Annotated in this window: 11 protein-coding genes; 8 read left to right on the top strand and 3 right to left on the bottom strand. The window is 72.0% G+C overall.

Features of this window, described 5'->3' with window-relative positions; translation table 11 throughout:
• The first annotated feature begins 38 nt into the window (after positions 1-38).
• The 7 genes from AB0L21_RS20495 (at position 39) to AB0L21_RS20525 (ending at position 9,257) form a co-directional block, all read left to right on the top strand.
• Positions 39-899, top strand: coding sequence for an RNA methyltransferase (locus AB0L21_RS20495; RefSeq protein ID WP_365785485.1), 861 nt, complete (start codon positions 39-41; stop codon positions 897-899).
• 50 nt (positions 900-949) lie between these two features.
• Complete coding sequence (locus tag AB0L21_RS20500) at positions 950-2,080, top strand: ATP-binding protein (protein ID WP_365785487.1); 1,131 nt, start codon at positions 950-952, stop codon at positions 2,078-2,080.
• A gap of 125 nt (positions 2,081-2,205) precedes the next feature.
• Positions 2,206-3,327, top strand: a complete 1,122-nt coding sequence (gene pheS, locus AB0L21_RS20505; protein ID WP_365785489.1) for a phenylalanine--tRNA ligase subunit alpha — start codon at positions 2,206-2,208, stop codon at positions 3,325-3,327.
• Complete coding sequence (pheT, locus tag AB0L21_RS20510; protein WP_365785491.1) at positions 3,327-5,849, top strand: phenylalanine--tRNA ligase subunit beta; 2,523 nt, start codon at positions 3,327-3,329, stop codon at positions 5,847-5,849. Before pheS ends, pheT begins: the two co-directional genes overlap by 1 nt.
• 166 nt (positions 5,850-6,015) lie before the next feature.
• Positions 6,016-7,113: a PP2C family protein-serine/threonine phosphatase gene (locus AB0L21_RS20515; protein ID WP_365785493.1), complete on the top strand. Its 1,098-nt coding sequence runs from the start codon at positions 6,016-6,018 to the stop codon at positions 7,111-7,113.
• A 198-nt stretch (positions 7,114-7,311) separates the two neighbouring features.
• The gene (locus AB0L21_RS20520; protein ID WP_365703960.1) at positions 7,312-8,652 is read left to right on the top strand and encodes a transcriptional regulator; all 1,341 of its coding nucleotides are present in this window, start codon (positions 7,312-7,314) and stop codon (positions 8,650-8,652) included.
• Positions 8,653-8,717: 65 nt separating this feature from the next.
• Complete coding sequence (locus AB0L21_RS20525; protein ID WP_365703962.1) at positions 8,718-9,257, top strand: NUDIX hydrolase; 540 nt, start codon at positions 8,718-8,720, stop codon at positions 9,255-9,257.
• An 8-nt stretch (positions 9,258-9,265) separates the two neighbouring features.
• On the opposite strand, the gene AB0L21_RS20530 is transcribed toward AB0L21_RS20525, so the two are convergent.
• Entirely contained in the window at positions 9,266-9,526 is a 261-nt protein-coding gene (locus AB0L21_RS20530) for a hypothetical protein (protein ID WP_365703964.1), read from the bottom strand.
• 194 nt (positions 9,527-9,720) lie between these two features.
• Complete coding sequence (locus AB0L21_RS20535) at positions 9,721-10,581, bottom strand: 3-hydroxybutyryl-CoA dehydrogenase (protein WP_365703966.1); 861 nt, start codon at positions 10,579-10,581, stop codon at positions 9,721-9,723.
• A gap of 171 nt (positions 10,582-10,752) precedes the next feature.
• On the opposite strand from AB0L21_RS20535, the gene AB0L21_RS20540 reads away from it, so the two are divergent.
• Positions 10,753-12,030 (top strand): family 10 glycosylhydrolase, encoded by a 1,278-nt coding sequence (locus AB0L21_RS20540; protein WP_365785495.1) that lies wholly within the window; start codon positions 10,753-10,755, stop codon positions 12,028-12,030.
• Here AB0L21_RS20540 and AB0L21_RS20545 read toward each other — a convergent pair whose 3' ends face one another.
• Positions 12,031-12,228 (bottom strand): DUF1918 domain-containing protein, encoded by a 198-nt coding sequence (locus AB0L21_RS20545; RefSeq protein WP_103812437.1) that lies wholly within the window; start codon positions 12,226-12,228, stop codon positions 12,031-12,033.
• Positions 12,229-12,234 lie beyond the last annotated feature (6 nt).

Raw genomic sequence — 12,234 nt, forward strand, 5'->3', positions numbered from 1 at the left:
CGCCCCCGAGGGGGCGACAAGTCGCCGAAGGTAAAAGGATGCCCTCCGTCTCTCCCGAGCTGATTTCCCCCAGGTCCGCCCGTGTCTCCGCCGCCCGGCGTCTCGCCAAGCGGAACTTCCGGGGCAAGGATCGGCTGTTCCTGGCCGAAGGGCCGCAGGCCGTGCGAGAGGCTGCCGGGCATCGGGTCGACGGCATCCCCACCCTCGTGGAGCTGTTCGCCACGGTCGAGGCCGCGGAGCGGTACGCCGACATCATCGGCGCGGCCCGCGGCGTCGGTGCCCGGGTGCACCTCGCCTCCGAAGAGGTCATCGCCGACATCTCCACCACCGTCACCCCGCAGGGCCTGGTCGGCGTCTGCCGGTTCCTGGACACCCCGTTCGAGGACATCCTCGCGGCCCGGCCCAAGCTGGTCGCCGTGCTCGCCCATGTGCGGGACCCCGGCAACGCCGGCACCGTGCTGCGCTGCGCCGACGCCGCCGGTGCCGAGGCCGTGGTGCTCACCGACGCCTCCGTGGACCTGTACAACCCCAAGGCCGTCCGGGCCTCGGTCGGCTCGCACTTCCACCTGCCCGTCGCCGTCGGCGTCCCCGTCGAGCGGGCCGTGGCCGGACTGAAGGAGGCCGGGGTGCGCGTCCTCGCCGCCGACGGTGCCGGCGACCGCGACCTGGACGAGGAGCTGGACAAGGGCACCATGGGCGGGCCCACCGCCTGGGTGTTCGGCAACGAGGCCTGGGGGCTGCCCGAGGAGACCCGCGCCCTCGCCGACGCCGTCGTACGCGTCCCCATCCACGGGAAGGCCGAGAGCCTGAACCTCGCCACCGCCGCCGCCGTATGTCTCTACGCGTCGGCCCGTGCACAGCGCGCCTCCGGAGGGTGCCGCTCCGTCACCGAGAGCTAGTAGGGTGACCAGCGCGGGGCCCTGCGCCGTCTGAGAGGTGGGGTACGGGGATGAGTGTGGCCGGCACGAGCACCGCGCCGGAGGGACGGGACGCGCGCCGCGCGCCCGCGCCCCGGTGCGCCGGCTCCGGCGTCGATCCCGACCAGCTGCCCGACGGCCTCGTCGTCGCCGACGAGCACGGCCGTGTGACCTGCTTCAACGCCGCCGCCGCGCGGATCACCGCGGTGCGGCCCGCCGACGCCCTCGGACAGTCCCTGGAGAAGGCGCTGCCCCTGGAGGACCTGGAGGGGCGCCGCTGGTGGCAGCTCACCGATCCCTACGGCGGGCTCGCCATCCGGGTGCGGCAGCCGGAGCGCAATCTGCTGCTCCCCGGCGGCCGGGAGGTCCTCGTCTCCGCCCGCTATGTGCGCGACGAGCCGCTGGGGCCGGTGCGGAGCGTGGTCGTCTCCCTCCGGGACACCGAGGCCCGCCGGCGCACCGAGCGCGGCCACGCCGAGCTGATCGCCACCGTCGCCCACGAGCTGCGCTCCCCGCTGACCTCCGTGAAGGGCTTCACCGCCACCCTGCTCGCCAAGTGGGAGCGCTTCACCGACGACCAGAAGCGGCTCATGCTGGAGACCGTCGACGCCGACGCCGACCGCGTCACCCGCCTCATCGCCGAGCTGCTGGACATCTCCCGGATCGACTCCGGGCGGCTGGAGGTGCGCCGCCAGCCCGTCGACATCGGCGCCGCCGTCTCCCGGCACATCCAGGCCTACGTCGCCGCCGGCCAGCCCGCCGACCGCTTCCTGCTCCGCATCGAACAGCCGCTGCCCGCCCTGTGGGCCGACCCCGACAAGATCGACCAGGTGCTCAGCAACCTCATCGAAAATGCCGTGCGGCACGGCGAGGGAACCGTCACCATTGACGTCACGCCCACGCCGTCCCCTCGCGAGGGCGAGGAAACCGGCACGTCGGTCACCGTGAGCGACGAGGGGCCCGGCATCCCGGAGGAGTCCATGAACCGCGTCTTCACCCGTTTCTGGCGGGGCAGCAAGCGCGGCGGCACGGGCCTCGGGCTGTACATCGTCAAGGGCATCGTGGAGGCCCACGGCGGCACGATCACGGTCGGCCGGGCCGCGAGCGGCGGCGCCGAGTTCCGATTTACGTTGCCCGTGGCGGCCCCGGCGTATCTCGCCTAGCGGCCCACGGGCGCATTCGCGTAGCTCCACCCCGTTAGACTCGGCCTTTGGCACCTTTGTGTCCTTCACACGGCCCATCCATGGTCACGGGGACCATCCGCCAGCAATCGGAAGCACGGGAAGAGATGTCGGCACCCAATAAGTCGTACGACCCTGTCGAGGTCGAGGCGTTGAAACCGGAAGAGATCGAGCGCATGCGGGACGAGGCGCTCGCCGCCTTCGCCGCCGCGGACTCCCTCGACGCGCTCCACGAGGCGAAGGTCGCCCACACCGGCCCGGCCTCCCCGCTGGCCCTCGCCAACCGCGAGATCGGCGCCCTGCCCCCGCACGCCAAGGCCGAGGCCGGCAAGCGCGTCGGCATGGCCCGCGGCGGCGTGAACAAGGCCCTGGCCGCCCGCCAGGCCGAACTGGAGGCCGAGCGGGACGCCCGCGTGCTGGTCGAGGAGGACGTCGACGTCACGCTGCCGTACGACCGCGTCCCGGCCGGTGCCCGCCACCCGCTGACCACGCTCTCGGAGCGCATCGAGGACATCTTCGTGGCCATGGGCTACGAGGTCGCCGAGGGCCCCCAGGTCGAGGCGGAGTGGTTCAACTTCGACGCCCTGAACATCGGCCCGGACCACCCGGCGCGCGGCGAGGCCGACACCTTCTTCGTGCAGGGGCCGGACGGCGGCGCCGAGTCCGGCGTCGTGCTGCGCACCCACACCTCGCCCGTGCAGATCCGTTCGCTGCTCGACCGTGAGCTGCCGGTCTACGTGATCTGCCCGGGCCGCGTGTACCGCACCGACGAGCTGGACGCCACCCACACGCCCGTCTTCCACCAGGTCGAGCTGCTCGCCGTGGACGAGGGCCTGACCATGGCCGACCTCAAGGGCACCCTGGACCACATGGTCCAGTCGCTGTTCGGCGAGGGCATGAAGACCCGGCTGCGGCCGAACTTCTTCCCCTTCACCGAGCCGAGCGCCGAGATGGACATGCTCTGCTACGTCTGCAAGGGCGAGTCCGTCGGCAACCCCGACCGGCCCTGCCGCACCTGCTCCAGCGAGGGCTGGATCGAGCTGGGCGGCTGCGGCATGGTCAACCCGCGGGTGCTCACCGCCTGCGGCGTCGACCCGGAGAAGTACAGCGGCTTCGCCTTCGGGTTCGGCATCGAGCGGATGCTGATGTTCCGCCACAACGTCGAAGACATGCGAGACATGGTCGAGGGTGACGTCCGGTTCACCCGGCCGTTCGGGATGGAGATCTGATGCGGGTCCCGCTTTCTTGGCTGCGGGAGTACGTCGACCTGCCGGCGACTCAGACCGGGCGCGACGTCCAGGCCAAGCTCATTTCGGCCGGTCTGGAGGTCGAGACGGTCGAGCAGCTCGGCGCCGACCTCAAGGGCCCCCTGGTCGTCGGCCAGGTGCTGACCATCGAGGAGCTGGAGGGCTTCAAGAAGCCGATCCGCTTCTGCACCGTCGACGTCGGCCAGGCCAACGGCACCGGTGAGCCCCAGGAGATCGTCTGTGGCGCCCGCAACTTCCAGGTCGGCGACAAGGTCGTCGTGGTCCTCCCCGGCGCCACGCTGCCCGGCGGTTTCTCCATCGCCGCCCGCAAGACCTACGGCAAGACCTCCCACGGCATGATCTGCTCCAGCGACGAGCTGGGCATGGGCGACGACGGCACCCACGGCATCATCGTGCTGCCGCCGGAGACCGAGGTCGGCAAGGACGCCATCGAGCTGCTGGAGCTGGTCGACGAGGTCCTGGACATCGCCGTCACCGCCAACCGCGGCGACTGCCTGTCCATCCGCGGCGTCGCGCGCGAGACCGCCATCGCCTACGGCCTGCCGCTGCGCGACCCCGCGCTGATCGACGTCCCCGCGCCGAACGCCTACGGCTACCCGGTCCAGGTCTCCGACCCGTTCGGCTGCGACCGTTTCACCGCGCGCACCGTCACCGGCCTGCGCCCCGAGGCACGCTCCCCGATCTGGCTCCAGCGCCGGCTGCAGAAGGTCGGCATGCGCCCGATCTCGCTCGCCGTCGACGTCACGAACTACGTGATGATGGAGCTGGGCCAGCCGCTGCACGCCTACGACCGGTCCCTGGTCCGGGGCACGATCGGCGTGCGCCGCGCGCAGGAGGGCGAGAAGCTCGTCACCCTCGACGGCGTCGAGCGCACGCTGCACGCCGAGGACCTGGTCATCACCGACGAGCGCGGCCCCATCGGCCTCGCCGGTGTGATGGGCGGCGCCAACACGGAGATCGCCGATCACGAGGTGACCGAGGAAGGCGTCAACGGAACGACCGACGTCGTCATCGAGGCCGCCCACTTCGACGCCGTCTCCATCGCCCGGACGGCCCGCCGCCACAAGCTGCTCTCCGAGGCGTCCCGCCGCTTCGAGCGGGGCGTCGACCCGCAGGCCGCCGCTGCCGCCGCGCAGCGCACGGTGGACCTGCTGGTCCTCCTCGCGGGCGGTACGGCGGAGGCCGGCGTCACCGAGATCATCGCGCCCTCGGCCCCGCACACCATCACCCTCCCGGCCGGCCACCCGGACAAGGTCGCGGGGGTCGACTACGGCCGGGAGACGGTCGTACGCCGTCTCCAGCAGGTCGGCTGCGACGTGTACGGGCAGGACGAGCTGCTGGTCACCGTCCCGTCCTGGCGCCCCGACCTGGTCGACCCGAACGACCTGGCCGAAGAGGTCATCCGCCTGGAGGGTTACGAGAACCTGCCCTCCACGCTGCCCAAGCCGCCCTCGGGCCGTGGCCTGACCCACCGCCAGCGGCTGCACCGCCGGGTCGGCCGGGCGCTGGCCGGCGCGGGCTATGTCGAGGCACCGAACTACCCGTTCGTCAGCGAGCAGGTCTTCGACCAGCTCGGGCTGGAGGGCGACGACCCGGCCCGCCGCGTCGTGAAGCTGGTCAACCCGCTCAGCGACGAGGAGCCGGCGCTGCGTACGACGCTGCTGCCGGGCCTGCTCGGCGCCCTGCGGCGCAACGACGGCCGGGGCTCGCACGACCTCGCCCTGTTCGAGACCGGGCTGGTCTTCCTGCCGCGCGAGGAGTCGCGCGGCGCCACGCACCTGCCCGTCGACCGGCGTCCCACCGACGAGGAGATCGCCGCGCTGAACGCCGCGCTGCCCGCGCAGCCCCGGCACGTGGCCGTCGTCCTCGCCGGCGCCCGTGAGCAGGCCGGCTGGTGGGGCAAGGGCCGTCCGGCCGACTGGGCCGACGCGGTCGAGGCGGGGCGTGCCGTCGCCCGGGAAGCCGGTGCCGAACTGATCGTCCGCAAGGGCCAGTACGGTCCGTGGCACCCCGGCCGGTGCGCCGAGCTGGTGGTCGTCGCGGACGGCGCCGAGCAGGTCGTGGGCCATGCGGGAGAACTGCACCCGCGGGTCCTCAAGGCCCTGGGGCTGCCCGAGCGCACGTGCGCGATGGAGCTGAACCTGGACGCCCTGGAGGCGGTGGGTGACGGTACCCCGCAGGCGCCGGGCATCTCCTCGTTCCCGGTCGCCACGCAGGACGTCGCCCTCGTCGTCGACAAGCCGGTGCCGGCCGTGGAGGTCGAGGCGGCGCTGCGTGAGGGTGCCGGTGAACTGCTGGAGTCCATCCGGCTGTTCGACGTGTACGAGAACGCCGAGCAGTTGGGGGAGGGCCGGAAGTCGCTCGCCTACGCCCTCCGGTTCCGGGCCGCCGATCGCACGCTGACCGTGGACGAGGCTTCGGCCGCGCGGGACGCGGCGGTTGCGCTCGCGGGTGAGCGGACCGGGGCGGTGCTCCGGGGCTGATCGCCTCCTCAGCTGCATAAATGCGGGTTGACCGACGGGGGCTCACTCATTCGGGTGGGAAGTGAGGGCGATCCTGCCCGCCCGGGTCATGCCGTCGACAGAATCGGACCGGCCTTTCGGGGTCGGTCCGATTCCTCTGTCAGGGCCCATATGGGGGACCAGAGGCATGATCCGCATCAAGGCACGGGCGCCCACCGGGCGGGCAGCCGTACTGCCCACGGTCTGGGGAGCCGTCGCGGTCGGCTACAAGTTCGGCTGCCCGCTCGCCCAGCAGAACGGGCTCGGGGCCCGCATCGTCACCAGTGCCGTGTTCTTCGCCGTCGGCACCGGCCTCATAGTCCATGTCCGCCGCTCCCTGCTGCGGGAGCTGCGGCTCGCCCGGCGGGCGGCGAAGGCCGCGCAGAACGTCGTCCTGCGTCCGCTGCCGCCACGACTCGACGGGATCGACGTCGCCGCCGCCCAGCTGTCCGCCGACCGGGGTGCGAGCGTCGGCGGCGATCTGTACGAGGCCATCGCCACGGAACACGGGGTCCGGGTGGTGATGGGGGACGTACGGGGGCACGGTCTGGCCGCCCTCGGCACCGTCGCCGCCCTCCTCGGCAGCTTCCGCGAGGCCGCCCACGACGAGCCCGAACTCGGCCTCGTGCTCGGCAGACTGGACCGCGCCCTCGCCCGCCACCTGCGCGAACGCGCCCGCGCCGAGCACCCCGCGAACGGCCCCGCCGACCTCGACAACCCGGTCGCCGAGGAGTTCGTCACCGTACTCCTCCTGGAGATCGGCAGGGACGGCGACCTGCGTGTCCTCAACTGCGGCCATCCGTGGCCGTATGTGCTGAGGGGGACCAGGGTCGAGCAGCTGACCTGCGGGGACCCCCTTCCGCCGCTGGGGCCGTTTCCGCTGCCGACGGAGCTGGAGGTCCTGTCCTGCGGCCGACTGCGTCCGGAGGAGTCGCTGGTCCTCTTCACGGACGGGGCGGAGGACGCACGGGACGGCCAGGGTCGCTTCTTCTCGCTGCCGGAAGTCTTGCGTGAGGCCGTACACGACCATCCGGTTTCACCCCAGGCGGTCCTGCGCACCGTCTTCACGGCCCTTCTGCGCCACACCGTTGGCAGAACGACGGATGACGTTGCGGTACTGGTCCTGCGCAATGGCCGAAGAGGGTCAAGCTGTGACTCCCCGGGGGCGCGGGGCGATGACATCAGCTGCTCCGCCGCGCGGGCCTGCTCAGCTCCCACGCACCCGCAGCCGACGACGTACCGGTAGCCCCCGTGGCCCGGCCGAGCCGCCGTCGTTCGAGGGGGAGCCGGCGGCTCGGCCGGCCTCTTGCGAGGCATCTCAGTCAACCGGATCGACACGCTCCGCGACAGCGCGCGTACACCACGGATACGGGCACTCCGTTCACACCCCGTGTGAACGCGGAGCCACTACGCTGACCGCACCAGGCCACTCGGGGGGCATCCCATGCAGCCCAACACTCTGCTCGACGCCATCCTGGACGAGGCGGGGATCTCGCACGCCGGCCTCGCCGCCCACGTCAACCAGGCGGGCCGCGCCCGCGGACTCACACTGCGGTACGAACACACCGCCGTGGCACGCTGGTTGAAGGGCCAGCGGCCCCGCGGCCAGGTGCCGGACCTGATCTGCGAGGTGCTCGCGGCACGGCTGCGGCGGCCCGTCACGCTCGACGACATCGGGCTCGGTGTGCCCGGTGAGCCCAGCACCCCGCACGCCGGTTCGCTGGGCGGGTTCGTGGAGCGGGCCACCGCCCTGTGGCGCTCGGACGAACAGCAGCGGCCCCATGTGCTGGGCGCCCCGGCCGTCACCGGGACCCCGGCGGTGATGCCGGTGTGGGAGTGGGAGAACCCGCCCGAGGACGTCGACGTCTCCCGGGGCGGCCGGCACCGGGTCACCACGGCCGACATCGAGATGCTGCGAGCCGCCCGGACGCACTACGAGCAGATGTACCGCAAGGCCGGCGGTGTCGCCACGCGGACGCGGATCGTCGGGTTCCTCAACGCCGAGGCCGCGCCGCTGCTGCGCGGCAGCTACACCGACGCCACCGGCCGCCAACTGCACCGGGCCACGGGCGGGCTGGTGGCGATCGCGGGCATCTGCGCGTACGACTCCGACGCGCACGGGCTGGCCCAGCGCTACTTCCACCAGGCGCTGCGGCTGGCAAAGGCCAGCGGGGACCGGGGCCTCGGGGCGTACGTCATCGCGCTGCTCGTCAACCAGTCGCTGTTCATGCGGGAGTACCGGCAGGCCGTCGCCTTCGCCGAGGCCGCGCTGCGCGCCGCCGGCCGGCACATCACCCCGGCGCTCGCCTCCGACCTGTACGCGATGCAGGCCAAGGCGTACGCGCATCTCGGGGACGGCGGCAGCGCGCTGTCCTGCATCCGGCGGGCGGAGACGGCGGCCGAGCGGATCCGGCGGGGCTACGAGCCCGACGAGACCGGGTATGTGCAGCCGGGGCTGGTCAATGTGCAGGTGGCCGAGGCGCTGCTGAGCCTCGGGGAACTCGCCGCCGCCCGGGAGCACGCGGCGGCGGCCGTCGACAACCCGGCCCACGACCGGGGGCGGGTGCACCGGCTGGCCATGCTCAGCACCATCGAACTGCGCCAGGGCAACGCCGACAAGGCCGTGGCCACCGCGGTGCAGATGGCGGAGCAGGCACGGGGAATGGAGTCCCAGCGGCTGCGCGACCGACTGCGCGCGGTACGCGAGCATCTGGTGCGGTGCGGTTCGGCCGGCACCGCCGAGGCCGCCGAACTCATCGACGGGGCACTGCGCGTACCGCTGTAGGCCCCCTGTGGGCGCACCGTCCCTGCTGCGATATTGCCACTTACTCGGCGGAAGGTGGCAGAACCGTGCAGTGGACGAAACAGAGCGAACAAACTGTGTATGAAAACCGCTGGTTCAGCGTCAATCTCGCGGATGTCGAGCTGCCGGACGGCCGGCACCTCGACCACTTCCTGATCCGGCTGCGGCCCGTGGCCGTGGCCACGGTGGTCAACGAGGCGAACGAGGTGCTGCTGCTGTGGCGGCACCGCTTCATCACCGACAGCTGGGGCTGGGAGCTGGCGGCGGGCGTCGTCGAGGACGGCGAGGACATCGCGAGCGCGGCGGCCAGGGAACTGGAGGAGGAGACCGGCTGGCGGCCGGGGCCCCTGCACCACCTCATGAGCGTGGAGCCGTCCAACGGCCTCACCGACGCCCGGCACCACATCTACTGGTCCGACCGGGGTGAGTACGTCGGACACCCCGTGGACGACTTCGAGTCGGACCGGCGGGTATGGGTCCCCCTGAAACTCGTCCCCGACCTGATCGCCCGTGGGGAGGTCCCGGCCGCCAACATGGCGGCCGCGTTACTCCTGCTGCACCACCTCAGGCTCGCCGAAGGTCAGTGAGCCGGCGGCTAGTGGGCCGCCAGCGCCTGCCAGACCGTCACCACGAGCGCACCGAGCGCGGTCAGCGCCGCGAGCGAGGGCAGCGGCCAGCGTGCGTGTTCCAGCGAGGCCATCCGGGTGTTCAGTTCGTCCAGCTCCTTGGCGGTCTCCTCGGTACGGTGACGCAGCAGCGCCAGTCCTCCCTCGACGCGGACGTAGGCCACGTCGAGGCGGCGCCGTAACTCTGCGAGTTCTCCATGGACCACGGGATGCTCCGGATCGGCGGTCACGGGTCCGCTCCTCTCTGTAGTCGAAATGGATGGTTCCGCATCCCTTGCATGCGCATGCAGAGTCAACTCCCCTGGTGGGCACGTGGGGAGCGTGTGCGAAGGGCATATGCGTGCCCGGCGCGCACACGGCGTGTGAAACAGATGGGCCCGGCACCGGAATCCGGTGCCGGGCCCGTAGGCGTCGCTCTTCGTAATCAGCCGTAGGTGTAGAAGCCGGAGCCGGTCTTCCGGCCGAGCCGGCCCGCCTCCACCATGCGCTGGAGCAGCGGGGGAGCGGCGTACAGCGGCTCCTTGTACTCGGCGTACATCGAGTTGGCGATGGAGACGATGGTGTCCAGGCCGATCAGGTCGGACAGCTTCAGCGGGCCCATCGGGTGGGCGCAGCCCATCTCCATGCCGTTGTCGATGTCCTCGCGGCTCGCGATGCCCGACTCGAACATCCGGATCGCGGACAGCAGGTACGGCACGAGCAGCGCGTTCACCACGAACCCGGAGCGGTCCTGGGCGCGGATGGCGTGCTTGCCGAGCACCTTCTCGGCGAAGACCTGGGCGCGGCTGAGCGTGCCCTCGGAGGTGGTGAGCGCCGGGATCAGCTCCACCAGCTTCTGCACCGGGGCCGGGTTGAAGAAGTGGACGCCGACGACGTGGTCCGGGCGGGAGGTGGCGACCGCCAGCTTCACCAGCGGGATCGAGGAGGTGTTGGAGGCCAGGATCGCGTCCGGCCGGGTCACCACCTGGTCGAGCACCTGGAAAATCTCGGTCTTCACCTGCTCGTTCTCGACGACGGCCTCGATCACCAGGTCCCGGTCGGCGAACTCGCCGAGGTCGGTGGTGAAGCTCAGCCGCGCCTGGGTGGAGTCCCGCTCCGCCTCGGTGATCTTGCCGCGCTCGGCGGCCTTGGCCAGGGAGTTGAACAGCCGGGTGCGGCCGATCTCCAGGGCTTCGCCGGTGGTCTCGGCGACCTTCACGTCCAGTCCCGCGCGGGCGCACACCTCGGCGATGCCCGCGCCCATCTGGCCGCAGCCCACGACTCCGACGCGCTCGATGTCGGTCACATCGTTCCCTTCGCTGAGTTCTCCGGCTCGCTGGCAGACCTCCGGGTTCGGCGCCTGCTCCGATCGTGCACGTTACCGCCAAGTATCGATGATCGATCGCCGGGGTGGGGGCATCCTGAACCGCGGAACGATCCGTGACGGAGCGGATCCGGAGCGTATGGGGGTGTCCCGATGGGGCGCATGTCGCGGCGGACCTTCGCCCTGGGCGCGCTGTCCACGCTGGCGACGGCACCGGCTGTGCCCACGAGGAGCGCGGCGGTCCCGGCACCGGGCGAGGCCCGCCCGGCTCCGGCGCCGTACCCCGACCGCACCTCGCGCGCCGGCGCCGGGATGCGGGGCGTCTGGATCGCGACCGTCGTCAACCGGGACTGGCCCTCGCGGACCGGCCTCACGCCGAGCGCGCAGCGCAAGGAGCTGATCGCCCACCTGGACCGCGCGGTCCGCGACCGGCTCAACACGGTGATCCTCCAGGTGCGGCCCACGGCCGACGCGCTGTGGCCGTCGCCGTACGAACCCTGGTCCGAGTACCTCACCGGCACCCAGGGCAGGCACCCGGGCTGGGACCCGCTCGGCACGGCCGTCCAGGAGGCGCACGCCCGGGGCCTGGAGCTGCACGCCTGGTTCAACCCGTACCGGATCGCCCAGCACACCGACCCCGGCCGGCTGGCCGCCTCGCACCCGGCCCGCAAGCACCCCGACTGGGTCGTGCCCTACGGCGGCCGGCTCTACTACAACCCCGGCCTGCCCCAGGTCCGCGCCTTCGTGCAGCAGGCGATGCTCGACGCGGTCGCCCGCTACCCGGTCGACGCCGTCCACTTCGACGACTACTTCTACCCCTATCCGGTCGCCGGGCAGACCTTCGACGACGACGACGCGTACGACCGCCACGGCGGCGCCTTCTCCGGCCGGGCCGCCTGGCGGCGGGACAACATCGACACACTGGTGCGGGAGATGGCCGCCGGCATCAAGCGGGTCCGGCCCGGCACCCGGTTCGGGGTCAGCCCCTTCGGGGTGTGGCGCAACGCGTCGACCGACCCGCGGGGCTCCGACACGCAGGCGGGCGTGGAGACGTACGACGACCTGTACGCGGACACCCGCGCCTGGGTCCGCAACCACTGGATCGACTACATCGTCCCGCAGCTCTACTGGCACATCGGGTACTCCGCCGCCGACTACGCCCGGCTCGTGACCTGGTGGGCGGAGGTCGCCAAGGGCACCAAGACCCACCTGTACATCGGCGAGGCCCTGTACCGGGCGGGCGCCGCCGGGCAGCCGTCCGCCTGGCAGGACCCGGTCGAACTGTCCCGGCACCTGACCCTCGCCGCCCGGTACCCGCAGGTGCGCGGGCACGTGTTCTTCGCCGCGGCGGACCTGACGGCCGATCCGATCGGGGCGATGGCACGGGTGGTCGCCGACCACTACCCGGGGCCGGCGGAACCACCGCGCTGACTACTGCTGTTGCTCGTCCTTGTGCTTGACCTGGCAGTCGGGTCCGGGGGACATGATCGCCTCGTGCCCGTCCTCGAAACGGACGCGGTAGGGCGGGTTGCCCTCCTGCCCGAGCACTTCTACGACTTCCGAGACGTGGTCGTGCTGACCCACCACCCTGCCGTGCTGGACCAGCTTGTCGCCCTTGGATGCGCGCATCTACAG

Origin of the sequence: Streptomyces sp. NPDC052721 (genome assembly GCF_040678315.1) — a bacterium.
Classification (GTDB): domain Bacteria; phylum Actinomycetota; class Actinomycetes; order Streptomycetales; family Streptomycetaceae; genus Streptomyces.

Excerpts from the sequence above, each read along its gene's own strand:
- AB0L21_RS20545 (WP_103812437.1), bottom strand. The coding sequence starts at position 12,228 with ATGCGCGCATCCAAGGGCGACAAGCTGGTCCAGCACGGCAGGGTGGTG.
- AB0L21_RS20515 (WP_365785493.1), top strand. The coding sequence starts at position 6,016 with ATGATCCGCATCAAGGCACGGGCGCCCACCGGGCGGGCAGCCGTACTG.
- pheS (WP_365785489.1), top strand. The coding sequence starts at position 2,206 with ATGTCGGCACCCAATAAGTCGTACGACCCTGTCGAGGTCGAGGCGTTG.
- AB0L21_RS20540 (WP_365785495.1), top strand. The coding sequence starts at position 10,753 with ATGGGGCGCATGTCGCGGCGGACCTTCGCCCTGGGCGCGCTGTCCACG.
- AB0L21_RS20520 (WP_365703960.1), top strand. The coding sequence starts at position 7,312 with ATGCAGCCCAACACTCTGCTCGACGCCATCCTGGACGAGGCGGGGATC.
- AB0L21_RS20495 (WP_365785485.1), top strand. The coding sequence starts at position 39 with ATGCCCTCCGTCTCTCCCGAGCTGATTTCCCCCAGGTCCGCCCGTGTC.
- AB0L21_RS20500 (WP_365785487.1), top strand. The coding sequence starts at position 950 with ATGAGTGTGGCCGGCACGAGCACCGCGCCGGAGGGACGGGACGCGCGC.
- pheT (WP_365785491.1), top strand. The coding sequence starts at position 3,327 with ATGCGGGTCCCGCTTTCTTGGCTGCGGGAGTACGTCGACCTGCCGGCG.